Source organism: Marinomonas sp. MED121 (genome assembly GCF_000153025.1).
Lineage (GTDB): Bacteria > Pseudomonadota > Gammaproteobacteria > Pseudomonadales > Marinomonadaceae > Marinomonas.
Genome location: NZ_CH672430.1, coordinates 531,926 through 557,607, shown reverse-complemented (window position 1 = coordinate 557,607; position 25,682 = coordinate 531,926). Strand labels below are relative to the sequence as shown.

21 protein-coding genes and 1 pseudogene are annotated in these 25,682 nt (G+C 42.5%); 11 read left to right on the top strand and 11 right to left on the bottom strand.

Annotation, left to right across the window (positions count from 1 at the left end; all coding sequences use genetic code 11):
- Window positions 1-884: pseudogene (locus MED121_RS10420) on the top strand (IS3 family transposase); the annotation flags it as partial.
- A gap of 29 nt (window positions 885-913) precedes the next feature.
- Here the strand turns inward: MED121_RS10420 and MED121_RS10415 are convergent.
- A complete protein-coding gene (locus tag MED121_RS10415; RefSeq protein WP_009833651.1) occupies window positions 914-2,008 on the bottom strand; it encodes a substrate-binding domain-containing protein in 1,095 nt (364 codons plus the stop codon).
- Between the two features lie 278 nt (window positions 2,009-2,286).
- Here MED121_RS10415 and MED121_RS10410 point away from each other — a divergent pair, with 278 nt between their 5' ends.
- The 5 genes from MED121_RS10410 to MED121_RS10390 all read left to right on the top strand — a co-directional run bounded on the left by MED121_RS10410 (window position 2,287) and on the right by MED121_RS10390 (window position 8,566).
- Window positions 2,287-2,856, top strand: coding sequence for a formate dehydrogenase subunit gamma (locus tag MED121_RS10410; RefSeq protein ID WP_009833650.1), 570 nt, complete (start codon window positions 2,287-2,289; stop codon window positions 2,854-2,856).
- Between the two features lies 1 nt (window position 2,857).
- Window positions 2,858-4,441, top strand: a complete 1,584-nt coding sequence (locus tag MED121_RS10405; RefSeq protein ID WP_009833649.1) for a formate dehydrogenase beta subunit — start codon at window positions 2,858-2,860, stop codon at window positions 4,439-4,441.
- Window position 4,442: 1 nt separating this feature from the next.
- Window positions 4,443-7,334, top strand: coding sequence for a formate dehydrogenase subunit alpha (fdhF, locus tag MED121_RS10400; protein WP_009833648.1), 2,892 nt, complete (start codon window positions 4,443-4,445; stop codon window positions 7,332-7,334).
- A 133-nt stretch (window positions 7,335-7,467) separates the two neighbouring features.
- Complete coding sequence (gene fdhD, locus MED121_RS10395) at window positions 7,468-8,301, top strand: formate dehydrogenase accessory sulfurtransferase FdhD (RefSeq protein WP_009833647.1); 834 nt, start codon at window positions 7,468-7,470, stop codon at window positions 8,299-8,301.
- 28 nt (window positions 8,302-8,329) lie between these two features.
- Complete coding sequence (locus MED121_RS10390; protein ID WP_009833646.1) at window positions 8,330-8,566, top strand: formate dehydrogenase subunit delta; 237 nt, start codon at window positions 8,330-8,332, stop codon at window positions 8,564-8,566.
- Window positions 8,567-8,692: 126 nt separating this feature from the next.
- Here MED121_RS10390 and MED121_RS10385 read toward each other — a convergent pair whose 3' ends face one another.
- The gene (locus tag MED121_RS10385; RefSeq protein ID WP_009833645.1) at window positions 8,693-10,012 is read right to left on the bottom strand and encodes a sugar ABC transporter substrate-binding protein; all 1,320 of its coding nucleotides are present in this window, start codon (window positions 10,010-10,012) and stop codon (window positions 8,693-8,695) included.
- Between the two features lie 197 nt (window positions 10,013-10,209).
- Between MED121_RS10385 and MED121_RS10380 the strand changes: the two genes are divergently transcribed.
- On the top strand, window positions 10,210-10,623 hold the full coding sequence (locus MED121_RS10380) for a cupin domain-containing protein (RefSeq protein WP_036179939.1): 414 nt from the start codon (window positions 10,210-10,212) through the stop codon (window positions 10,621-10,623).
- Between the two features lie 260 nt (window positions 10,624-10,883).
- Complete coding sequence (gene xylB / locus MED121_RS10375) at window positions 10,884-12,437, top strand: xylulokinase (RefSeq protein WP_009833643.1); 1,554 nt, start codon at window positions 10,884-10,886, stop codon at window positions 12,435-12,437.
- Window positions 12,438-12,530: 93 nt separating this feature from the next.
- Here the strand turns inward: xylB and MED121_RS10370 are convergent, their stop codons facing one another.
- The 7 genes from MED121_RS10370 to MED121_RS10340 form a co-directional block, all read right to left on the bottom strand.
- Window positions 12,531-13,421, bottom strand: a complete 891-nt coding sequence (locus tag MED121_RS10370; protein WP_116371605.1) for an AraC family transcriptional regulator — start codon at window positions 13,419-13,421, stop codon at window positions 12,531-12,533.
- Window positions 13,422-13,500: 79 nt separating this feature from the next.
- Window positions 13,501-14,295 carry an L-iditol 2-dehydrogenase gene (locus MED121_RS10365; protein ID WP_009833641.1) on the bottom strand — a complete coding sequence of 265 codons (795 nt, stop codon included), beginning with the start codon at window positions 14,293-14,295 and terminating at the stop codon, window positions 13,501-13,503.
- A 27-nt stretch (window positions 14,296-14,322) separates the two neighbouring features.
- Window positions 14,323-15,756, bottom strand: coding sequence for a mannitol dehydrogenase family protein (locus MED121_RS10360; protein ID WP_036179937.1), 1,434 nt, complete (start codon window positions 15,754-15,756; stop codon window positions 14,323-14,325).
- Window positions 15,749-16,852: a sn-glycerol-3-phosphate ABC transporter ATP-binding protein UgpC gene (gene ugpC / locus MED121_RS10355; protein ID WP_009833639.1), complete on the bottom strand. Its 1,104-nt coding sequence runs from the start codon at window positions 16,850-16,852 to the stop codon at window positions 15,749-15,751. Before ugpC ends, MED121_RS10360 begins: the two co-directional genes overlap by 8 nt.
- A gap of 18 nt (window positions 16,853-16,870) precedes the next feature.
- Window positions 16,871-17,701: a carbohydrate ABC transporter permease gene (locus MED121_RS10350; RefSeq protein WP_036179934.1), complete on the bottom strand. Its 831-nt coding sequence runs from the start codon at window positions 17,699-17,701 to the stop codon at window positions 16,871-16,873.
- Window positions 17,702-17,711: 10 nt separating this feature from the next.
- On the bottom strand, window positions 17,712-18,572 hold the full coding sequence (locus MED121_RS10345) for a sugar ABC transporter permease (protein WP_009833637.1): 861 nt from the start codon (window positions 18,570-18,572) through the stop codon (window positions 17,712-17,714).
- A gap of 113 nt (window positions 18,573-18,685) precedes the next feature.
- Window positions 18,686-20,005, bottom strand: coding sequence for a sugar ABC transporter substrate-binding protein (locus tag MED121_RS10340; RefSeq protein WP_009833636.1), 1,320 nt, complete (start codon window positions 20,003-20,005; stop codon window positions 18,686-18,688).
- Between the two features lie 503 nt (window positions 20,006-20,508).
- Between MED121_RS10340 and MED121_RS10335 the strand changes: the two genes are divergently transcribed.
- Together MED121_RS10335 and MED121_RS10330 are read left to right on the top strand one after the other, a co-directional pair.
- Entirely contained in the window at window positions 20,509-22,353 is a 1,845-nt protein-coding gene (locus tag MED121_RS10335) for a monovalent cation:proton antiporter-2 (CPA2) family protein (RefSeq protein WP_009833635.1), read from the top strand.
- A gap of 138 nt (window positions 22,354-22,491) precedes the next feature.
- A complete protein-coding gene (locus tag MED121_RS10330) occupies window positions 22,492-23,409 on the top strand; it encodes a histone deacetylase (protein ID WP_036179931.1) in 918 nt (305 codons plus the stop codon).
- Between the two features lie 41 nt (window positions 23,410-23,450).
- Here the strand turns inward: MED121_RS10330 and MED121_RS10325 are convergent, their stop codons facing one another.
- Window positions 23,451-24,425, bottom strand: a complete 975-nt coding sequence (locus MED121_RS10325) for a sensor domain-containing diguanylate cyclase (protein WP_009833633.1) — start codon at window positions 24,423-24,425, stop codon at window positions 23,451-23,453.
- A gap of 177 nt (window positions 24,426-24,602) precedes the next feature.
- On the opposite strand from MED121_RS10325, the gene MED121_RS10320 reads away from it, so the two are divergent.
- Complete coding sequence (locus MED121_RS10320) at window positions 24,603-24,866, top strand: hypothetical protein (protein ID WP_009833632.1); 264 nt, start codon at window positions 24,603-24,605, stop codon at window positions 24,864-24,866.
- Window positions 24,867-24,965: 99 nt separating this feature from the next.
- Here the strand turns inward: MED121_RS10320 and MED121_RS10315 are convergent, their stop codons facing one another.
- Window positions 24,966-25,577, bottom strand: coding sequence for a LysE family translocator (locus MED121_RS10315; protein WP_009833631.1), 612 nt, complete (start codon window positions 25,575-25,577; stop codon window positions 24,966-24,968).
- Window positions 25,578-25,682: the final 105 nt, after the last annotated feature.

Sequence of the window (25,682 nt, the reverse complement as noted above, 5' to 3'; positions counted from 1 at the left end):
GAGATCATACAGGAAGCCATGGCAAAAAAGTGGTGAAGGCCGCTGACCGCAAGCCGATGGCCAAACAGGCTGTGGTGACTTATCACCTCAGTATTGCATCTGCCTGTCGGACGTTTAAGATCAGCGAGACCTGCTACCGTTATCAGCCTAAACTTAATGATGAGAATCAGTTGATTGTTGAGCAATTAATCGGGCTGACTCAAAATCAGCGTAACTGGGGCTTTGGGCTATGTTTTCTCTACTTCAGAAATGTCTGTGGTTATCCATGGAACCATAAGCGTGTTTACCGTATTTATCGTGAGCTACAGCTCAACATGCGCATCAAACCTCATAAACGCTTAGTCCGTGAAAAGCCTGAACCCTTAGCGGTGCCAGAACAAATCAATGAATGTTGGTCAATGGATTTTATGCATGATCAACTCTCAGATGGTCGACGTTGCCGTTTGTTTAACGTGATTGATGACTTTAATCGAGAAGGGTTAACTATTGATGCGGACCTATCCTTACCAGCAGAACGTGTTATACGCGCACTCAATCAGATTATTGAGTGGCGAGGTAAACCTAAAGCGATACGGTGTGATAATGGCCCTGAGTATATCAGTGAGAAGCTGGCAAGTTGGGCACAAGAAAACAGCATTGAGCTCAGTTTTATCCAACCTGGCAAACCACAGCAAAACGCTTATATAGAGCGATTTAACCGTACAGTGAGATATGATTGGCTGAGTCATTACTTGTACGAAGATATTAAAGCGCTTCAAGATAAAGCAACGCACTGGTTATGGACTTACAATAACGAGCGACCTAACATGGGCATTGGTGGCATTACACCGATACAAAAAAGGCGTTTAACGCAAACTTTAAAGTCTACACCTGAACTCCATTAAAAATGGGGGGATTACCCTTACTCTTTTAATTATCTGAACAACCAATTGGTGCTTGAAGTAGTGCCGCTTTGCTCACACTGATAACCGTGTAGTTGGTTGATTTGAGCCTGATACTCAGGGTTTGAAAGCGTTGCGATAAAGGCTTGAATATCCTCATCTTGCTCTGCCTCTAATGGGTAAGCCCATAAGTAATACTCTTCAATGATAGGGGTAAAAGCCAATCCAAAGCGTTTAGCGGCCGCTTCTACACCAAAGCCCACATCAGCCATACCAGAGGCAATATAAGCGGCGACTGCACTATGAGTCAGCTCTTGGTTTTCGATACCAGGAATATCTTTTGGTGAAATATTCTCGTTATGTAGTAGTTGCTCAAAAAGCTCTCTTGTTCCTGAACCTTGTTGGCGATTTATAAAGCGATAACCCCCTTGTTTCAGATCTTGAATGCTTTTAAATGAAGGGCTGCTAACTTGGCTTTCATCTTTATTTCTATCTTCTTTGTTACCTTTTTCTTTATACATGAGCCCCTGCTGGCGACGAATAAAGCGAATAATGCCAAAGTGTTTAGGGTCGAGTAATTCTTGATAACGGCGCTTTTGTACATCGACTTCTAGACCAATAGGCTGGTGAAAGCCCGCTATTCTGCAACGCCCTTCATTGAGAGCAATCAAAGCATGATGCGGTGCGTGGTAATGAATTTCTACCTGATAATCTCTTACATATTGGGTCATCAGGGCAACCGCATAACCATGGCTAGCATAAATACGTACCACAGGGGCATGGTTAGAAAGCAGACTTTGTAGCTCGACGTTGAGTTCGGTCGCAAAACTTTCCATTTCTGGGTGGAGTCTGGCGTCAATGCGTTGATTACTCCATAAAAGCTTTTGCCCTAACTGAGTTAATTGTGCACCTCGGCCTTTTTCTTTCACCACCAATGCTTTTCCAAAAAAAGCTTCACTCTTCTCTAATATGTTCCAAGCATGGCGATAGGAGAGGTCACAATCCTTTGCTGCAGCGGTTAATTTTCCTTGTTTATTAATCTGATAGAGCAAGGGAAGTAGGCTTTCATGTAGGCGTTCGCCAGCATCATTTTCGAAATCCCAACGGGGTATAATATTAATATGCATAAAAAATCATATTTGGTTGTTCACTTATGGGTGTTAAAGTGAGTTTATGTGAATATTTAGCCTATATTTAATGCTATATATGCATAAAAGTACATATCTTCATTTTGATCGGGCAGAACAAAATGAGATAAAACATCATAAGAATAATGATAAAAATCACTTTATAGTCGTTTACTGATGCCAGTCGGACTATTAACTAAATTCAGGTTCGCTTTTGTGGGCCTGACTAGCTTGATAGAAGGTAAGTCAGTAACCGCTAGTTTAGTTAAGGCAGGCATATGACAGACGCTAACACGCAAGGCGCTGGGCAAGCAGCTCAGGCTTCAAATGGGCAAGGATTAGCGAACCAAGCAGAAATTGAATCTGTAGTAGGTCGCATACTCGTTGAACTCAAAGACATCCCCGGTCCTCTTTTACCTATATTGCACGAAGTGCAGCATCAATTAGGCTATGTGCCTGATAGTTCGTTGCCAATCATAGGTAAAGCATTAAATATCTCTCGTGCAGAAGTGCATGGTGTGGTGACCTTCTATCATCATTTTAGTAGCAAGCCTCGTGGTCGTCATATTATCGAAGTATGCCGCGCAGAATCTTGCCAATCTATGGGCGGACGTGACCTTGAAGCTCACGCTAAATCAGCCCTAGGTCTTGATTGGTATCAAACCACCATGGATAAAGAAATTACCCTAGAGCCTGTTTTTTGCCTAGGTAATTGTGCCTGTTCACCGGCGATTCGTGTGGGTGATGAAGTGTACGGTCGTATGGATGCAGAGCAATTTGATGAAATTGTTGATGAGCTTCGCACTGTACCATTGGCGTTTAGCGCGAACCCAGCGGAGGTAAAATAATATGACAACTATTGTGAAAGTTTTTATCCCCCGTGATTCTGCTGCCCTGTCTGTTGGTGCAGAACGTGTTAGTAAAAAATTAACCCAGCTAGCAGCCGAGCAAGATACGGTTGTTGATTTGGTACGTAATGGTTCCCGTGGCCTTTTTTGGTTAGAGCCAATGGTCGAAGTAGACACCCCAGAAGGGCGTGTTGCTTATGGCCCTGTTGCACCTAAAGATTTGCCTAGCCTGATCGAAGCGGGTCTTTTGAATAATGCCTCACCAAGCGATCGCCAAGCGCATCCTTTGTACTTGGGGTTAACAGAAGAAATTGAATATCTAAAAAAACAGCAACGCCTGACCTTTGCCCGTGCCGGCATTATCGACCCTGTAAGCCTGACTGACTATAAGAGTACTCATGGTTATGACGGTTTAGTGCGTGCGTTAGATATGAGCTCGCAAGCCCTAGTCGACGAAGTAAAAGACTCAGGCCTTCGTGGCCGTGGTGGAGCGGCTTTCCCAACAGGGATTAAATGGCAAACCGTATTAAATACACCAGCAGCACAGAAATACATTATTTGTAATGCAGACGAAGGTGACTCAGGTACCTTTGCTGACCGTTTGCAAATGGAAGCTGACCCTTTTGCCTTAATCGAAGGCATGACAATCGCAGGTCTTGCGGTTGAAGCGACTCAAGGTTACATCTACCTACGTGAAGAATACCCTCACGCAAAAGATATTTTGAACGAAGCCATTCAAGTGGCAGAGCAAAATGGCTACCTTGGCGAAAACATCCTCGACAGTGGTAAAACCTTCCACCTAGAAGTGCGCATTGGTGCCAAAGCTTATATCTGCGGTGAAGAAACTGCCTTGATGGAAAGCTTAGAAGGTAAGCGCGGCATGGTTCGACCTAAACCGCCACTGCCAGCAATTGAAGGTTTGTTTGGCCAGCCTACCGTTGTAAACAACGTTTTATCTTTATCGACCATTGCCATTATTTTGGCTAAAGGCGGTAAGTTCTACCAAGAGTTTGGAATGGGGCGCTCTCGTGGCACCATGCCTTTCCAGCTAGCGGGTAACCTGAAATACCCAGGGCTTGTTGAGACGGCTTTTGGTATCACAATGAAAGAACTTTTATTTGATTTTGGTGGGGGTACTCGTTCTGGCAGACCTATGCGCTCTGTTCAGTCTGGTGGTCCATTAGGAGCTTATCTGCCTGAATCTCAATGGCATCTAGAAATGGATTATGAAGCTTTATCTGCCGAAGGTGCTGTATTAGGTCACGGTGGTTTAGTGGCCTTTGATGACACAGTCGACATGCTAGAACAAGCTCGTTTCTCTCTGGAATTCTGTGTTGAAGAATCATGTGGTAAGTGTACGCCTTGTCGTATTGGTTCGACCCGTGGAGTCGAAGTAATCGACCGTATTCGTGCTGATGAAAACCGAGATGACAACTTAGAGCTGTTAGAAGACTTATGCGACACCATGGTGTCTGGCTCTTTATGTGCCATGGGCGGTATGACGCCTTTCCCTGTACAAAGTGCGCTTGAGCATTTTGGCGAAGACTTCCAAAAACCATCAAACAATCAAGAGGCAGGCCAATAATATGTTACATTTTTTTGATCCAAGAACTGACCTTGATAGCGAGATTGATTATGGTACGCCGCCGGCGACCTTCGATCCAACGCCAGACGCTGAACTTATCAGCTTGAGCATTGATGGTAATGAAGTGCGTGTACCTGAAGGTACCTCTGTTATGCATGCTGCCGCTATGGCAGGTATTAATATTCCTAAGCTTTGTGCGACCGATTCCTTAGAAGCCTTTGGTTCTTGTCGTATTTGTTTGGTACAAATTGAAGGTCGTCGTGGCTTTCCTGCTTCATGTACCACACCAGCAGAAGCTGGCATGGAAGTTAAAACACAAAACGATAAAATCGGTAAATTACGCCGCAATGTGATGGAGCTTTATATCTCTGATCACCCATTGGATTGTTTGACCTGTCCTGCTAATGGCGACTGTGAACTACAAGATATGGCAGGTGCAGTTGGCCTACGTAATGTTCGTTACACAGGACAAAGTGCGATTCCAAGCCATACTCACTTAGATGAGAAGAAAGATACGTCTAACCCTTATTTCACCTTCGATGCGAGCAAATGTATTGTTTGTAATCGCTGTGTGCGTGCCTGTGAAGAAACGCAAGGCACATTTGCCTTAACCATTTCTTCTCGTGGTTTTGAATCGAAAGTATCTCCAGGGCAAGACGATGCCTTTATGGATTCTGACTGTGTTTCTTGTGGTGCCTGTGTGCAAGCCTGCCCAACAGCAACCTTGATGGAAACCTCGATTATCGATAAAGGACAGCCTGAGCATTCTGTTATTACTACCTGTGCTTATTGTGGTGTAGGTTGTGCCTTTAAGGCTGACATGAAGGGTGATGAAGTCATTCGTATGACACCTTGGAAAGGCGGTAAAGCCAACCGTGGTCACTCTTGCGTGAAAGGTCGATTTGCCTTTGGTTATGCCACTCACCAAGACAGAATTACCTCACCTATGGTACGTGATTCGATTGATCAGCCATGGCGTAAAGTGTCTTTTGAAGAGGCGTTTGATTTTGCTGCGACTCGTATTAAAGGTATTCAAGAGAAGTACGGCCGCAACTCAGTAGGGGGTATTACCTCATCTCGTTGTACCAATGAAGAAACCTATCTGGTTCAAAAACTGGTTCGAGCTGCCTTTGGTAACAACAATGTGGATACCTGTGCCCGTGTTTGCCATTCACCAACCGGCTTTGGCTTGAAAACCACCCTTGGTGAATCGGCAGGTACACAAACATTTGATTCGGTTGAAAAAACTGATGTCATCATGGTTATTGGTGCTAACCCAACCGATGCTCACCCAGTTTTCGGTTCGCGTATGAAAAAACGTATCCGTGAAGGGGCGAAGCTGATTGTGGTTGATCCACGTAGCATTGACTTGGTAAATGGCCCTCATGTGAATGCGGATTACCATTTGCAGCTAATGCCGGGTACAAACGTGGCATTTGTGAATGCTATGGCTCACGTTATCGTTAACGAAGGGTTAGAAGCCGCTGACTTTATTGCAGAACGTTGTGAAACAGAAGCTTTCCATGAGTGGAAAAACTTCATCGCAGATGAGCGTCACTCACCTGAAAACACAGAACAATTTACCGGTATTCCAGCGGCCTATATTCGCGGAGCAGCACGTCTTTATGCTACCGGCGGCAATGGCTCTATCTACTACGGTCTAGGTGTGACCGAGCATAGCCAAGGCTCATCTACCGTAATGGGGATTGCTAACCTTGCCATGCTAACAGGTAACGTTGGCCGTGATGGTGTGGGTGTTAACCCGCTACGTGGTCAGAACAACGTACAGGGTTCGTGCGACATGGGATCCTTCCCGCATGAGCTACCTGGCTATCGTCATATTTCTGGACAAGCGGTACGTGATCTTTTCGAGGATGCTTGGAAAGTGAAACTGGATCCAGAGCCGGGTTACCGTATCACCAACATGTTAGATGCCGCAGTAGAAGGCAGCTATAAAGGTTTGTATGTTCAGGGTGAGGATATTGCGCAATCTGATCCAAACACAAAACACGTAGAAGCCGCTTTACGTAATATGGAATGTTTGATTGTTCAGGATATCTTCTTGAACGAGACCGCTAAGTTTGCTCATGTCTTCTTGCCGGGTACAAGTTTCCTTGAGAAGAATGGCACTTTCACCAATGCTGAGCGTCGTATTTCGCCAGTACGTAAAGTGATGCCACCTATGCCGGGTCTTGAAGATTGGCAAGTCACCTTGGGCCTTTCTAAAGCTTTAGGTTATGAAATGCATTATGAGCATCCTTCTGAAATTATGGCGGAAATTGCAGCACTGACACCGACTTTCTCTAACGTGACTTATGAGCGTTTGGACGAAGAAGGTTCGCTACAATGGCCATGTAATGATGAGACACCAGATGGTACGCCTATCATGCACGTGGATGGTTTTGTTCGCGGTAAAGGTTTCTTTGCATTGACTGAATATGTGCCAACAGAAGAGAAGGTGACACGTCGCTTCCCGCTCTTGTTGACCACAGGTCGTATCTTGTCTCAATACAATGTAGGGGCGCAGACTCGTCGTACCGAGAACTCATCTTGGCATGGTGAAGATACCTTAGAAATCCATCCTCAGGATGCAGAAGACAGAGGTATTAACACGGGCGATTTAGTCTCTCTTGCCAGTCGTGCCGGTGATACTCATCTAAGAGCACTTGTCTCTGATCGTATGCAGCCAGGTGTGGTATATACCACTTTCCACCACCCAGAAACGGGTGCGAACGTGATAACCACAGATAACTCGGATTGGGCGACTAACTGTCCTGAGTACAAGGTAACCGCAGTACAAGTGGATAAATTGATTAGTGAGACTGCTAGCTCAGAATGGCAAAACCAATTTGCTGAGTTTACTGAGCAGCAAATCGCCTTTATTGATAAATAAGTTTAGGTGACATGTGATGAAGGGCTTATGTCTTAAGAGTTATGTCTTAAGGGCTTACACCTTTGGGACTTACACCTTTAAGTGAAGTCCTTCATACTTCTCACTTATTCACTAGAAAAGAGGCGAACCCGTTTTGCAAGCAAATCAGTCCGGCAATTTATCAGAGCAGCTAGCTGTACAAGCGACTCATGAAGAAAGTGTGATAGTGCGTAACCCAGAGGGTGAACTCGCACAAAGTGATTGGATTGCCGAAGAAGTGGCGGTGGCATTGGTGTATAACGGCATTAGCCATGCGGTGATGATGCTAACACCTCAGGATCTAGCTGACTTTGCAATGGGTTTTAGCTTGACCGAAGGCATTCTGACGTCAACAAAACAGTTGCGTAGTCTAGAGCTGGTGGAATCTGAGTTAGGCATTGAAGTGCGTATGGAGATAGCGACCGAGGCTTTTGTAAATCTAAAACAAAGGCGCAGGCAGCTAAGTGGTCGTACCGGTTGCGGTATCTGTGGGTTAGAGTCATTAACCTCAGTGCAGCCTGATGTTGCCATACGAGATGCGCACCCTATGCTAAGTTATCAGCTAATTGAAAAAGCGGCGGCTAAGTTAAAAGGGTCGCAGCAGATTCAATCCCAATGTGGTGCTGTACATGCTGCAGCCTTATTTGATGACAATGCTGAGCTGGTTTCTATTCGAGAAGATGTGGGAAGGCACAATGCCCTTGATAAGTTGTTAGGTGCGATTGCTCGAAATAAGCAAGAGGATAAATTGGCTGGTTTTGTGTTGGTATCAAGTCGAGCCAGCTTTGAAATGGTTTCTAAGGCCGCTAAATGTGGTATTCACACCTTGGTGGCCGTCTCTGCGCCAACCAAGATGGCCATTACTTTAGCGAAACAAGCCAATATGAATTTGATTGGTTTTGTGAGACCCCAAAGACAAGTCGTATATGTGCAAGCGGTTGATGCCTAAGGCGTGACCATGAAACAGAGGATTTAACATGAGTGAAAATGAATTAAGCCATCTAATTAAAATGGCGAACCAAATTGCCTCAAACATAGGTATAGGTTCAACCGAAGAAGATTGTGTGAAAAAGGTAGTTACCCATATCACCGCATTTTGGGCTTTACCTATGCGCCAAAAAATCTGCGCTAATATGGAAGAGTTTGCAGAAGACTTAAACCCGATTGCCACGAAAGCCTTGCTTGAAATTCAGACTAATTTAAAAGCGGCTTGATTATTCATCAGACGTTTATGGTGACGCATTTATTGGTAGAAATATTCAAAAAGTAGATAAAGTTGAGTATAAAAAAAGCAGAGCTCTTAATGGCTCTGCTTTTTTATAGAAGGTTGCTCGCTTAGGTTAGTAATAATCAGCTTGATGCATGTGATTATCTGCAGAAAGGTTTGCTGATTTAAGTGCCTGTTCGACTGAAATTGTGCCATTTAGTGCGCCTGAAACCATTTGTCCTGTTATTGCGCCAATATCTTGGAATTCAGGAATGGCAGCAAATTGAACGCCAATATAGGGTGATGGTTTTAACGTGCTATCAGCAGGGTTTGCTGAATTAATCGCTTCGAGTTCGTCTTGGGCAAAAGAAGCCACTGCTAAAAAGTCAGGGTTATTGTAGGTGCTGAATCGAGTGCCTGTTGGCACTGCCGCCCAACCTTTTGTCTCACCTATTAGCTTTATATATTCTTTCGATGTGGCCCAACGTATAAAAGTTTGAGCGGCTTTTGCGTTTTGTGTTTCTGTCGGTATTGCAAGAGACCATGCCCAGAGCCAATTTGCTCCTTTTTCGGTTACTTGCATTGGAGACTGAGCAAAGCCTACTTTATCAAATACTTTGCTTTTTTTGGGATCTGTTACGAAAGAGGCTGCAATGGTTGCGTCTACTAATATGCCGCATTTACCTTGGCTGAAGAGGGATAAGTTTTCATTAAAGCTATTATTGCTTGCATTCGGTGGGCCATATTTTCTTAATAATTCCACATAAAAATTAACGGCATTATTCCACTCTGTTGTTTCAAGTTGTGGTTTCCAGTTTTCATCAAACCATCGTGCTCCAAAAGAGTTAGCCATGGTTGATACGAATGCCATGTTATCTCCCCAACCCGCTTTACCTCTTAAGCACATGCCATAAACACCTGCTTCTGGGTCATGAAGAGCTGCTGCAACATCACGTATATGTTCCCAAGTGTCTCGGTCATTAATTGTTACACCCGCTGCATCTATGAGGTCTTTACGGTAAATAACCATGGAGCTTTCACCGTAAAAAGGGGCTGCAAAGAGGGTATTATTATACGAAAGGCCTTCCCTAATAGAGGGGATAATATCTTCTAAATCATAATCTCCACTGGTATCAATTGGTTGTATCCACTTTTTCTCTCCCCAAATGGGAGCTTCGTACATGCCGATTGTGATGACGTCATAAAAGCCATGCTTATCCGTAACGTCTAAAGTAATGTGCTCACGTAATTTGCTTTCTTCAACGGTAATCCATTTTACTTTTATATCTGGGTGTGCTTTTTCGAATATGGGAGTGAGCTCTTGCATCGTCATCATATGGCTATTATTGACAGTCGCAATTGTTATTTTAGTCTGAGCGTAAGCGAGTGACGTTGATGTCATGACTATCAAAGCGATCATGTAAGAAAGATAGTTATTAATTAAATCTTTCATTATTCAACTCCCCAATTAAAGCCGTTGCTTTAATTGTATTATTCATTATTAATGGATACCGACTGATTAAAATTAACTATAGGAAAGGAAAGGAGAAACGGTGAGCTAAAGAAGAAGGTTTTACGTCTTATTTTGTAAGGCTGTTTTTTTGCTCGATAATGATTAACATGTCTGTAAATCATTAAATGGACTTTAATATGAGTGTGATATCTAAACGACAAAAAGCTAAACCCCTTAATCTCAAACATGCCTTGTCAAAAACCAAGCATCTTGATAATCGAACACCCACAAATTCTGATCATAATGATGAAAGTAGTGCCTATGGTTTCTTGTCTGATTTTGGTAATGGCGGCATGTATGTCGCTAATTATACTGGGTTCAGTGAGTGGGAGAGGCACTCTCATGGGGATGAAATGGTGCAAGTTATCGAAGGTGAAACGAGCTTGGTTCTGCTGATTGATAACGAAGAAGTCCCTAATAAAATAAAGGCCGGTGAGTTACTTATCGTGCCGCATGGTGTATGGCATAGGTTTGAGTCTCCAAAAGGAGTGAAAGTACTAACCATAACCCCTCAGCCAACGGATCATCAGATTGAAAGACCATCAGATTGAAAGACCAATAGATTAAGTTCGCTAGATTGAAAGACCAATAGATTAAGTTCGCTAGATTGAAAGACCAATAGATTAAGTTCGCTCTTATTAACTTTTAAGCAAGTTTGAATAAACGCTTTCTATGTTGGGCTAATTGATAGTTTTTTAGCAAATACTGATACGCATCTGTTAGCTTTGCCCGATTTGATTGACTCAGCAAGCCTTTGTTTTAATACTCTGTTTATCATGCTTAATATAAAGATAATAAGGGAGTGGGTTAAATGTATTTAGGTTTAGATCTTGGGACATCTGGGTTAAAGGGAGTGGTGATAAATCAAGCGGGCGAGCTTATTGCAATAAGTTCTAAAAGCCTTGAAGTTAGCTCTCCTAAACCGCTTTGGTCTGAGCAAGATCCGCTATCTTGGTGGCAGGCTGTAAAAGAGGTTGTCGCCAGTTTACACTTGATTCTAGATACTCAAGGCGAGGATTTTAGTCAGCTAAAAGGCATAGGCTTATCTGGGCAAATGCATGGTGCGACTTTTTTAGATAAAGAAGGCGAAGTACTAAGACCTTGTATTCTCTGGAATGACGGTCGTAGTCAGCAAGCGTGCCAAGACTTAATAAGCTTGTGCCCTAATCTATTAAACTTGAGTGGTAACTTGGCCATGTCAGGTTTTACATCTCCCAAAGCTTTATGGTTAAAGCGACATGAGCCAGCACTTTTCGCTAAGGTGCAATATGTCTTACTGCCTAAGGATTATTTGTCTTATCGTTTAACTGGCAAACTTGCCACTGATTGCTCGGATGCAGCAGGTACCCTTTGGCTAAACCCTGCCACTCGCCAATGGGATACCTCTCTTTTAGCCGCTACAGATTTTACCCTTGAGAATATGCCTAAGGTGCATGAAGCTTGTGATGTGATTGGGTGTTTGTCGGATGATGTGGCTGCCTTATTGTCCTTGCCACAAGTGCCTGTGGTGGCTGGTGCTGGCGATAACGCCGCGGGCGCTGTGGGAATGGGAATAGTAAATGCAGGCCAAGGTTTAATCTCTTTAGGGACTTCTGGGGTATATTTTTGTGTGAGTGATCAACACAGGGCTAACCCTGAAAAAACAGTACACGCTTTTTGTCATGCTCTGCCTAATCGTTGGCATCAAATGGGGGTGACATTAAGTGCGGCAAATTCCTTATCTTGGGTCGCTAAGCTAGCCAATAAACCTGTAGCAGACTTATTAGCTACACTAGAGCGTTTTATTGAACAGCGTGGTCATTTGCGGACTAAACTTGTTTTCCTACCTTATTTAAATGGAGAGCGTACACCCCATAATAACCCTTTAATGACGGGACAATTTATTGGATTGGTTAATGATACCTCTATTGAAGAAATGACTTTGGCCGTGTTAGAAGGGGTTGCCTTTTCCCTATTGGATTGCCAAGAAGCGTTAGCTTATGAGGAGGGATTAAAGCAGGAGTTATCTTTAATTGGTGGTGGTGCTCGCTCTCCTCTTTGGCGTCAAATTTTATCGAATGTATTAAATCAAAAACTGGTTTATCGAGATGGAGGGGAAGTGGCGCCTGGGTTAGGGGCGGCTCGACTGGCTATGATTGGTGTGAGGCATGAAGAAGCGCTTTATGATGTGTTAGATAATAAAGCACCGAATCAAGTCTTAGAGAGCTTGATAGCAGAGATTTGCGTCATGCCAGAGGTATTAGACGAACACCAACCTCAAGTTGAATTAGCGGGTTACTATCTGAAAAAGCATGAAGTTTATAGCCAGCTTGCTAAGGCGAGCTTGGTATTTAATCAAAGTTTATCTGAGTTTGATTGGGCTTAATTGGGCTTAATATAAGCCAAGAGATTCATTTAGTGGCACTTAGCGCTTTTAGTCTTAAGGGTTTTATCCTAGGGCTTCAAGTCTAGAGCGCCCCTAATAAGGCATTGCTTCATCATGATTATTGCTTTGGGTACGAAAGTCTCTTGGTGTCACGCCTTTTAGTTCATGAAATCGACGGTTAAAGTTAGCCACACTGTTAAAGCCGACTAAGAAGCAGATATTGGTAATTTGCTGGTCAGTATCGCTTAATAAGCTACAAGCTCGGCTAATACGCACCCGATTAACAAACTCGATAAAGCGGTTGCCTGTGGCCTTTTTAAAGAAGCGAGAAAAGTGGCTATCAGACATGCCAATGAGATTCGCTGCATCTGACAGGCAGATATCTTGATTATAATTTTGTGAGACATAATCAACCACAGTATTAATTTTACGTTGCAGTGTTTCGTTAGACTTGAGATCTATCTGAACTGTCGAAAGCAGGCGGTAATCATGAGTGTTTGCGAGTTTGCTTAACAAGGGCAGGGCATTAATGAGGCGCTGTAAGCCATGGCTATCACGTACCTTTTGAAAAGCTTCGGTAAGGTAATCAGGGTCTAAGTTTAAAAACTCAATGCCAGATTTTGCTCTGGCTAGCATAGGTAAAATTCCAGCCAGTTCAGGAATCACTTTTAAACCGTCTGAGAAAGATTCATGGTCAAATCGAATCACCATATCTCGAATCTCAACAGGCTCTTGGCCAATTTGGCAAACCCAGTTATGGGGGAGTCTTGGGCCAGTTAAGATAAGCTGACCCGGGGTGTATGCGCCTATGTAATCACCAATAAATACTTTGCCAGTGGTCGAGACGATAAAGTGCAGTTCGTAATCATCATGGGCGTGCCAACGAATCAAATCGCTAGGAAAACCATGTTCAAGGTAACGTATGGTTTCAACATGCTCTTCAATTAACTCTAACTCGGGTGTATTACGGTTTTTCATAGACATCATACTTTCCTATTAGGCCTGTATTCTAAATAGCAGTTCACGGCCTAACTTTTTGGTTGTCGCTATTTTATTGCCTATATTAACTCATCACATTGCCACCATCGACATTATAAGTCTGAGCGGTAATGTATTTGGCTCCATCAGAAGCCAAAAATAGGGCTAAAGAGGCAACTTCAGCAGGCTCACCCATATAGCCAAGTGGAACCGCTTTACCAACGGCAATTTTCTTCTCTCCTGGTAGGAGATTTTCATGCTTGGCAAATAGACTATCCACATGTTGCCACATGGGCGTATCTATCACACCGGGTGAGATGGCGTTAACATTTATTTTGTATTGGGCTAACCCAAGTGCGGCTGATTGGGTGTAGCTGATAACGGCGGCTTTCGTTGCACAATAATGGGAAACCAGGGCTTCACCACGACGACCTGCTTGGGATGCCATATTGATAATGCGTCCTTCTATACCCATATCAACCATCTTTTGAGCGACTTTTTGCATGGTAAAAAAGAAGGCTTTGACATTGATATTAAAAAGATGATCGAAGCTCGCTTCATCAGACTCAAGTACCGGGGCTAAATCAAATACGGCGGCATTATTGACCAGAATATCCAGTCGATCGAATTGCTCAACAGTGCTCTGAATTAAATTTTCTACCCCTTGGTTATCGCAAATATCACAACCAATATAAAGGGCGCTGTTTGGGTAATCTGCTAATAATCCTGTTAAGGCAACTGGTGTATCTTTTGCGTAGTCAGTGAGCACCACTTTGGCCCCATTAGCAAGATAAGATTGTGCAATGGCCAGCCCTATGCCGCCAGCAGAACCTGTAATCAAAGCCACTTTGTTGGATAAGTTTTGATTATCTAATGTCATGTTATTTCCTTGAATGTAGGACCCGTTTTAAGCTGAGAAGCGCAATTGGATATTTTCAATGCTGGTGGTCAAACGATGCACAAAATCCGGATATACTTGAGGTAGTTCTTGCCAGAGATAAGAGTCAGTGGCAAAAGCATGAATACCCGGTTTATCATTGGTAAAAGCCGTCAGCTTTGCCATATTCGGTTCGTGATAGTTAACTTGTAATTTGCCTTGATTCGCTTGATGGATAAAGACAAACCAGCTGGCAATGGCGTCGATTGTTTTATTGGGAATGCCACCTAGTTGATAGATACCTGCAAGAGTGGGATACACAAAAATCGGAAACTTAGCGTAACCATCGGTACAAATACGTTCTATCGTATCGCCGATATTTGCATTACTAAAGCGCATGGTAATGATGTTGGCATATGAAGAAAGGTCAACAACGGATTGTCCAATCGCTGGGATCGCATCCTGCTTGATAAAATCAGTAAAATAGCGCTGTAACTCGACATCTATCATGGCTTGATCAAAGTAATCTATGCCTTTAAGTGCTGCTTGGTAGGCAACACAGGTATGTCCTGCATTTAAAATGCGGATTTTCGCCTCTTCAAACGGTGTGACATCATCAACCATTTGGACATCAACTGTGTCTAAAGGCGGTCTTTCACCGGCAAAATCATCTTCAATTACCCATTGAATGAAGTCTTCCGCCATGACTGTCATATTATCTTTTATATCAAAACGAGACAGCACATCGTCTTGATGTTCCGCGCTAGGTTTTGGTGTAATTCTATCTACCATAGATGAAGGGAAAGAGCAGTTTTCAAGTACCCAAGCATGCAGTACGTCGTCTTGTTTTGCTTTTAAAAATTGCAACAGACCTGTTTTTAAAAGTTTACCGTTATGGCGTAAATTGTCACAGCAAAGTAGCGTGATTTTACTGTTTGATGTTTCGCTACGCTTCTTTAAACCTGCATATAAGAAGGCATAAAGGGTATTTCGTCCCGATGCTATATCTGCCTTAATCAGAGGGTGGTCCAACATAAGCGCATGGTTTTCATCCAGATAATACCCCCCTTCAGTGACCGTGGTAGTGATCAATTGAATTTGTTCATCTGCCATCAAGTGATCAACGGTACTTGGCTCTTTGGCGCCATCAACTAATTGGGTAATCGCACGAATATGCTCATAAATTGCCCGGCCTTTTGGGGTCATTGTTTTAAGAATATATTCCCCACTTTGATCGATTAGCTGAGTAAAAGCTTGGCTATCTTGTGGGCGAATGTTTACGCCGATTAAGCCCCAGTGTTTACCTGCTGGTTGAGCCAGTAATCGATCAAAGTAAACCGCTTGATGGGCACGATGAAAGGCACCAACTCCCAGGTGCATTACACCTGGAGAGATAGTTTCTTTCTCATAATCCTGCACCGCGAGCTCGGCTATCTCTCGCTTAGGAATGAGGAAATTAGTCATTGGTTGCATCCTCAGCTAGCTTGGAGATAACACGATCACTGTCATTAAATAGAATGACCTCATCAAGGTCTATTTTGATTTGTACCAATTGACCGTCTTGGATGTTACTGCGAGCAGGTGCTTTGACTATGATGGTTTGTTGGTTATCTAGCTGAATATGGGTATAAGCTTCAGAGCCTAGGTGTTCGACAAGCTCAATTTTGCCACTAAAATCACCGCCTTCTTCCACCAAATGCATATGTTCAGGACGAATACCTAGCTTGACAGAGCTGGGCACTGGACCATTGATACGGTTATTTGGGAAATTGATATGTCCCACACCAATATCTAGAGATAACTGAGAATCTTGGCGAGTAATATCAAATACCTCAAGCAGATTCATTTTTGGTGTGCCGATAAATTCAGCAACAAAACGGCTATTAGGCTGGCGATAAAGCTCGAGTGGTGTGCCTACTTGCTCAATTTGACCCGCATTTAGAATGACGACTCTGTCGGCTAAGGTCATGGCTTCAACCTGATCATGGGTTACATAAATCATGGTGGTGCCAAGTTTTTTATGAAGACGTGCTAGCTCTAAACGCATTTGTACCCTAAGGGCTGCATCTAGGTTTGAAAGAGGCTCATCAAACAAGAAAACCTTAGGTTGGCGCACAATAGCGCGGCCGATTGCGACCCTTTGACGTTGGCCACCAGAAAGCTCTTTAGGTTTGCGATCCAGTAATGGGTCAAGCTGCAAAGAGGCTGACACACTGCGTACTTTTTCGGCAATTTCACTGTCTGGTACTTTCGCAAGACGCAGAGCGAAAGAAAGGTTATCTGCCACTGTCATATGTGGGTAAAGCGCATAAGATTGAAACACCATTGCCAAGTCACGTTTTGACGAGGCAAGTTCAGTAATGTCTCTATTGTCTAGATTAATACTGCCTTCGGAACTGGATTCTAAGCCCGCTATGGTTCTTAGTAAGGTTGATTTACCACAGCCTGATGGGCCAACGAAAACAACAAACTCGCCTTCAGTAATCGAAAGGTTAATACCTCGTAATGCATGGTAGCTGTCGTAGTGTTTTTGCAATTCTGTAATGGTTAAGTAGCTCATGATATCTGTTCCTAAAAATTATTTTACAGCGCCGAATGTAAGGCCTTGTACAAGTTGTTTTTGGCAGAACCAACCGAATATAACGATCGGAGCGCAGGCTAAAGTAGAAGCGGCCGATAATTTGGCCCAGAACAAGCCTTCGGGGCTTGAATAAGAGGCAATCATGGCGGTAAGAGGGGCGGCTTCTGAGGCGGTTAAATTAAGAGACCAAAAGGCTTCGTTCCAACATAAGATGATGGATAAAAGGGCTGTTGATGAAATGCCGCCAATGGATAGTGGTAACACGACTTTGACTATTTCATCCCATGGATTGGCACCATCCATTCGAGCGGCTTCTAATATCTCTTTTGGAAGATCTTTAAAGTAAGAGAAAAGCATCCAAATGATGATAGGCAGGTTCATCAAGGTGAAGATAATGACCAAGCCTGTGCGTGAATCTAATAAACCATAATCACGGCTTAAGATATAAATTGGCACCAATACACCCACGGCTGGCAGCATCTTGGTGGAGAGCATCCATAGCAAGATATCTTTGGTCTTTTTAGTCGGGTTAAATGCCATCGCATAAGCGGCAGGCACACCAATAACTAAGGCAATGAAGGTTGAGCCAAAGGAGGTGATAATCGAGTTAAAGGCGTGCTTTAAATAATCACTGCGTTCTTGCACTATGCCAAAGTTTTCAAGGGTTGGCTCAAAAAATAAGGATGGAGGCACTGATATCGCCTGGAGTTCCGTTTTGAAGGAGGTGATAAACATCCAAAAAATCGGAAAAAATAGCAAAAGAGCAATGAACCAAGCAAATGCGCCTGTGATAAAGGTTTTGAATTTACGTTGTTGATTAAGAGTCATCATAATTACCTCACACCGTTAAGTTTTTGCCAACGGCACGAATTAAGAAAAAGGCAACAATATTGGCTAGAATCACCGCGAATAAACCACCTGCAGAAGCAACACCAACGTCATATTGAAGTAGGGCTTGGTTATAAATCAGGTAAGCAAGGTTAGTACTGTCATAACCTGGACCACCCCCTGTCGATACGAAAATCTCAGCAAAGACAGCAAGTAGGAAAATAGTTTCTATCATGACGACCACTGCAATAGGACGTGATAAGTGTGGGATTGTTAGGTAACGAAAAATGTGCCAGCCCGTGGCGCCATCCATTTGTGCCGCCTCTTTTTGCTCTGTATCTTGCGATTGGAGTGCGGTCACAAAGACTAAAATAGCAAAGGGAAGCCATTGCCAGCTCACCATGATAATGACTGACATTAACGGGAAGTCAGATAACCAATCTATGGGCTCTAAACCGAGGGATTGGGATATCCAGGCAAACACACCGTAAACCGGGTTCATCATCATGTTTTTCCAAATCAATGCGTTAACAGTTGGCATAATGAAAAAAGGTGAAATCAGCAAGACACGAACAATGCCTTGTCCAAAAAAAGGCTTATCGATTAATGCTGACAGGGCGACCCCAAGAACAACCGTTATGATAAGGACCGATATTAAGAGAATTAAGGTGTTGAGAACCGCTGGCATAAAGCCTGGGTCAGTGATGAAAAATTCAAAGTTCATCCAACCAACAAAATTATTTTGACCTGGATAGAGCAGGTTAAAACGAATTGTTGAAAAATAGATGGTCATTGATAAAGGCACTATCATCCAAATCAAGAGTAGGATGACTGAGGGGGCCATTAATAAGCGAGTAATTGTACGCTTCATGGAGTTGTGTCTCTTATTATAGGATTGAAAGTCTTACTGGAACGGAAAGGCTTAAAACACATTAGGTTAAAACTAAAAAGGCAGAGGCTTAATGGCCTCTGCCTTTATTTTGGCTAGTAGTAACCCGCTTGACGCATTTGACGATTAGCAGATGAGTTAGCTGATTTCAGTGCTTTGTCTACTGACATACTGCCAGCAAGTGCGCCTGATACCATTTGACCTGTGGTAGTACCAATTGCTTGGAACTCAGGAATGGCAGCAAATTGAACACCGACATAAGGTGAAGGTTTTAATGTGCTATCAGCTGGGTTTGCAGAATTAATCGCTTTTAATTCTGCTTCAGCAAATACCGCCGCTTTTAAGAATTTAGGGTTTTCATAGGTGCTGGTACGTGTGCCTGTTGGTACAGAAGCCCAGCCATTGGTTTGACCAACAAGTTGAATGTACTCTTTTGAAGTCGCCCAACGAATGAAGGTTTGTGCCGCATCAGCATTTTTTGTACCTGCTGGAATTGCAAGTGACCATGCCCATAACCAGTTAGCGCCTTTTTCAGTCGCCTTGATTGGAGATTGTGCAAAGCCAACCTGATCGGCAACCGTACTTTGTTTAGGATCAGTAACAAAAGAAGCTGCGATAGTTGCGTCTATCCACATGCCGCATTTGCCTTGGTTGAATAGGGCTAGGTTTTCATTGAAGCTATTACTGCTGGCACCTGGTGGGCCATATTTGGTCAGTAGGTCAACATAGAAGTTAACGGCACTTTTCCATTCCGCAGTTTCTAATTGAGGCTTCCAATCTTCATCAAACCAACGGGCACCAAAAGAGTTTGCCATGGTAGATAGGAAGGCCATGTTATCGCCCCAGCCAGCCTTACCACGTAAGCACATGCCATAAACCCCTTCGCTTGGATTATGAACCGCCGCTGCCACATCACGGATGTGCTCCCAGCTATCACGGTCATTAATTTCCATGCCAGCCGCTTTTACGAGGTCTTTACGGTACATGACCATAGAGCTTTCACCGTAGAAAGGCGCAGCATACAAGGTGTTGTTATAAGAAAGGCCGCCACGAATAGAAGGAATAATATCTTCAACGTCATAGTTACCACTAGTGTCGATAGGCTCTAACCAGTTTCTTTCGCCCCAGATAGGCGCTTCGTACATACCGATAGTCATAACATCATAAAGGCCGCTTTTGTTAGCGATATCTTGAGTCACGTTTTGACGCAATACACCTTCTTCCAGAGTAACCCATTTCACTTTGATATCAGGGTGAGCTTGTTCAAAAATTGGAGTGAGTTTTTGCATTTCAATCATATGGCCATTGTTAACGGTAGCCACTGTGATTTCTGTTTGAGCATATAGATTTGCTGTGCTCATTGCAGCAGCAAGAGTGATGGCGCAGGTGATCGAATTTTTAGCTAGGGTATTCATAGGTTGTTCCCCGGTTGGAGTATCTTGTTTTTATAGTCTTACCTAGTCTTGGTGCTTAATACCAAGTGCCGTTAACTATAGATGAGCGAAAATTGACTCTCTAATACATAAATACTCAATATAGATACTTTTTTGCTTTAGTTTTAGATTTTGAGCAATAAATTGATCATAATCGTATTACTTAATGGCCTCTTAACTATAGTATCCCGTTGTTTTGTATAAGTTTTATCAGTTACCTATCAAAATATTAGTACATTTATTGATCTATACTAATTTTACAAAAAACTGTTTTTATTGACGTATTTAAGGCAAATTTTGCAAGGTTGTTCAATTTTACAGGGGGAAAGCTGGTTTTTATAAAGGTTAAAGTTGGGTTTTATTAAGGCTGTATAAGGCGGTTTTTCCTTCCCAAGGTTGGGTGTTAGGGTTACCATTCTTGATAAATTTTGCTTATCAAATTTTCTTAAAATACTCACAATTCATATCAGATTAAGGCGGTCCTCATGGCTGGTGGTTTAATGGAGCAAGCGTTTGTTTTCTTAGGTGCAGCAGTGGTCACTGTGCCTATTGCAAAGCGCTTAGGTTTAGGCTCTGTGTTAGGTTATTTGATTGCTGGCGCTATTATTGGGCCTTATGTTTTAGGGATAGTGGCAGATGATGTGAATGATGTGATGCATTTTGCTGAGTTCGGTGTCGTCATGATGCTCTTTTTGGTCGGACTTGAGTTGCAGCCATCGGTTTTATGGAAATTGCGAGTGCCAATCGTAGGGTTAGGCGGTGCACAAGTCTTGTTGAGTACGGGTTTAATGGCGCTCGTGGCCATGGCATTTGGTTTGCCTTGGCAAACGGCGCTTGTTGTTGGCATGATACTGTCATTATCGTCCACTGCTATCGTATTACAGCTATTAAATGAAAATGGTTTAATGAAGTCTCAACTTGGCCAATCTTCGTTTGCAGTGCTTCTCTTTCAAGATATTGCCGTGATTCCTATGTTGGCCTTTATGCCATTGTTAGCGCTAACAAGCCCAAGTGTGGTTGATGAGGCGAATCAGTTAAGTGGTTGGCAGCATGCTGCTCAGCTATTTGCTGTGATTGGGGCCATTATTCTGGCAGGTAAATATCTATTAAGACCTTTGTTTCGCATTATTGCTGAAACCAAGATGCGTGAAATTTTCACCGCAACCGCTTTGTTCTTAGTAATAGGCATTGCTTTATTAATGAATGCTATCGGTGTATCAGCTGCTCTTGGTACCTTTATCGCTGGTGTGGTATTAGCGGATAGTGAATATCGTCATGAGCTTGAAGCTGAAATCGCGCCTTTTAAAGGCTTGCTATTAGGGCTTTTCTTTATCTCGGTTGGTGCTAGCATTAATTTCTCTATTTTGATGGCTGAGCCACTTCAAATAGGCGCGCTAGTCGTGCTACTTATGTTGTGTAAAATGCTGGTGCTCTTTTGTCTGTCTCGGGTATTTAACATTAAAGGTGGTAATGGATGGTACTTTACCTTTGCCTTATCTCAAGCGGGTGAATTTTGCTTTGTTCTTTTCTCTTTTGCAGATCAGCATCATATTTTAGGCAGTGACATCATAGATCCTTTAGTGGTTGTCGTCGCATTGTCTATGGCTGCCACGCCTATTTTAATGATATTGCACGATAAGGTGATCGAGCCTTTCTTTGTGAGAAAAGGCTGTAAACAACAAGAAGCCGATGACATTGATGATGGCGATACGCCAGTTATTCTAGCTGGTATGGGGCGTTTTGGTCAGATAGTTGCGCGTCTTTTAACAATGAAAGGTTATCAGGTGACGGTCTTAGAGCACGATGCTGGTCAAATTGAATTGCTAAGATCATTCGGCACTAAGGTTTTTTATGGGGATGCTTCTCGTGGTGACCTTCTTCACTCGGCAGGTGCTGAACAGGCGAAGTTACTTGTAGTGGCGGTAGATGAGCATGAGAAAGCCATGGAAATAGTGACTCACGCAAGAAAGCATTATCCGCATTTAAAAATTCTAGTTAGAGCAATCGGACGTTTGGAAGTGCATGATCTTAAAGTGGCTGGAGCTGATGCGATTGTTCGTGAAACCTTCCATTCAGCATTAAACTTAGGCGAGCAAGCATTGGAATCCTTAGGGCATTCGTCGCAAGAAGCGCAAAATGCCGCGATGCTATTTAAGCAGCATGATGAGCATAATGTGATGGCAATGGGCAGCTTCCATGAGGATGAAAAGAAATACCGTTCTCAAGCACAGGAAAACTACGATGCTTTGGCTGCTGTGTTACAGGCTGATGTGAATGATGAAGAGTCAGAGCAAACAAGTATAAATACTGTAAAATCTGTCACTGACTAATACCATCCCTGTTATAGGGCCTTAATCTGAATGTCAGCTTAAGGCCCTTGCTATAAAAGCGTTTATAAATGACTGTTTTCATAGCTTGTTTTCATAACTTGTTTTCATAGATAGTTTTAAAAGATAGAAAGACCCCTTATGTCCTTTTTACCCTTGGTTTATCACTCTCATTACTCAATTCCTTTTCCTGCTGGGCATAGATTCCCCATGCAAAAGTTTGCCCTGTTAGAAGAGGAGTTAAGACGGGCTGGGGTATTAACTGATAATAATTTGTTTAGTCCATCTCCCATGTCACTTACCACATTAATGCGGGCTCATGATCCTGAATATGTACAGAATTTTGTCCGAGGAAGAATGTCAGACAAAGCCATGAGAGAAATAGGCTTGCCTTGGTCTGATTGGCTAGTAGAGCGAACCTTAAGAGCTGTGTCTGGTACCTTACTTACTGCCGATCTCGCCCTAGAATATGGCATTGCAGTACATCTAGCAGGTGGTACCCATCATGCTCACAAGGACTATGGCACAGGTTTTTGTATTTTTAATGATCAAGCTGTTGCTGCCATTCACTTGATTGAGTCAGGTAAAGCTAAAAAAGTATTAGTGTTAGATTGTGATGTTCACCAAGGTGATGGCACGGCTGCCATGTGTGCCTCATATGATGTCATTGAAACTGTCTCTTGGCACTGTGAAGAAAACTACCCTGCTGTAAAACAAGCAGCAGGGATTAATATTCAAATACCTAAAGGTGCTGGTAATGCGGAGTATCTGGCTATTTTAAAAGCCGACATTCCTAGATTATTAGATAAAATCAACCCTGATTTTATTTTTTATGATGCGGGTGTTGATGTCCATAAAGATGATAGGTTAGGTTTTTTAAATTTAACAGATGAGGGGATTTGCCAAAGAGATCAATATGTTATTAATGAGTGTCGAAAAAGAAATCTGCCATTAGCCTGTGTGATTGGTGGTGGCTACGATAAGGATCAAGCTAAAGTGGCTTGGCGTCACAGCATTTTACATAAAGCGGCTTTTTCATATTTAACGCTTAAAAGTTAAATTAACGGCTATTTTATTATTTTTAAATGGGCTTAGGGGTTCTAGGTTAAAATCACTTCATTCGAGTCCTCGTTCTCATTAAGCATATCCTCTTTTGCTTGGTGTAAATAATCTTCTAGTTCATTCACGTCAAACCGCCTGCATTGTGCTAAACCAAATGAAAAATCTACGTCATATTTAAGTTCAAGAGAAGTGACTACTTTTTCAAGATTAGTTGATAGGTGGGCTATTAAGCCTTGGGCATTTTCTATGTCTGAGTTAAAGAGTAAGGCGACAAATTCATCATTTTCAATCCGCGCTAATAAATCAAAAGGCCTAAAACTAGCACGCATGACACTTGCAAATAGCTGTAGTGTATTTTCTCCTTCACTGCGGCCATGTTTGCTATTGATTTGCTTAAAGTGCTTTAAGTTAAAATAGACCAAGCTAGAGTGCTCTTGCTGCTTTAAATTGAAGTCGAGATAATGTTTTGCCATCAGTTTAAAGCCTTGATAATTGGAAAGGTTAGTCAATTCGTCCAGAGTGGAATATTCCAGCGCACATAGTTCTTGCTCAACCGTATTAGCTAGTTCAGCTAAGCAATTTAATTCTTCTTCATTGAGTTCTTTAGGCTCGGAATCAATGATACAAAGTGTACCTATCTTTTCTCCATTTGCTGCTTTTAGGGGGTGACCTGCATAAAATCTAATATTAGGGTCGCCTGTAACTAAAGGATTATAAAAAAAGCGCTGATCTTCTAAGGCATTTGGAATATAGAAAGTGTTATCACCAAGAATTGCATGACCACAAAATGAAATGTCTCGACCTGTTTCTGTCACGGGTAGACCATCGCAGGACTTAAACCATTGACGATCTTTATCAATCAGACTAACTAAGGCGATAGGGACATGGAATAGGTTTTTGGCCATACGGGTTACTCTATCAAAGCGCTCTTCTGGAAGGGTATCTAACACATTCATCTCTTCTAATGTTTTTAAACGGGCTTCTTCAGTTTCGGGTAGATCGGGCTTTTTCATAAATCATTCCCTTGAGACATTTAACATTATTCATTAGTTGGCTAATATTAAAGTGTAGTTGTTTATTTAGTGCTAGCTAATATTGGTTGGAAAAAAGCTATATTTATGTGGAACTTGCTAGGATATAGACTATGTGTTCAACTGGAAGTTGATTTGAGCTCAATTTAAGGAGGGCCTATGCAAATTGATAGAAATATAAGTGCGTATCAAACAAGTTTAGCAGGTATCCAAAAAGCTGAGCAGCAAATGTCTAATGCGGCGAGGGATGTAGCGGCTTCTAGCGCAACGAGTCCTGATACTGAACGACCCGTACAAGCTTCGCAAGACATGAACCAATCTTTGATCAAGCAACAAGAAGCCAAGCTACAATTTGAGGCTTCAGCTAAAGCACTTGAAGCCAGTGATGAAACCTTAGGTAGTTTGATCGATATCCGTGTCTAAACCTTGATTTAACTAAGTTCAAACACACATTTTCTTTTCCGCTTTCCCCCTTGTTCTTATCCTTACTTAATTAAATTCTTTATAGCAATCATGTTGGCATTAAGACCGGATGGCTAATAAGGTACCAAAGCAAATAAGCCCTGCACCGCACACTTGATTAAGTGGTTTTTTGATACGGGTTAATACTGCTTCTAATTGATTTGATGTAAAGAGCAGTGCCACCAAACTAAACCAAATAGCATGGAGCGCAATCATATAAAGACCATAAATAAGCGCTAAAGTTTGCTCCGTTTGGTTAGGTGAAATCACTTGGCTAAAAATGCTTAAAAAGAACAGCATGGTTTTTGGGTTTAGCAGATTACATAAAAAGCCCTGGGCAAAATAGCGACTGGCTTGGATCTTATCTTGATTGGCTTTAAGAGTGTTGGTTTGTGTATTGATACTTAATAATCCTTTGAAACCCAAATAAATTAAATAAGCTGATCCTGCATACTGTATCGCCTGGTGTAACCATTGATGCTGTGAAATTAAGTAACTTATTCCTAACAGGGAATAGGCAATGTGAATGCAAATTGCCATGCTAATACCAAGGGCGGTATAGATACCCGCTTTACGACCTTGATTCAGGCTATTTTTCAGTACTAAAACAAAGTCTGCCCCAGGACTAATAACAATTAAAATGCCTAGTAACGCTAAGCCAAAAACTTCCATAACCACCTACTCATTGTTGCAAAAAGAATTATTAAAGGGCTATTGTAGGCTTTAAACTGGCTATCTATAATCGATTTAAATTCCTCTTAATTGTGAGAAAAATTC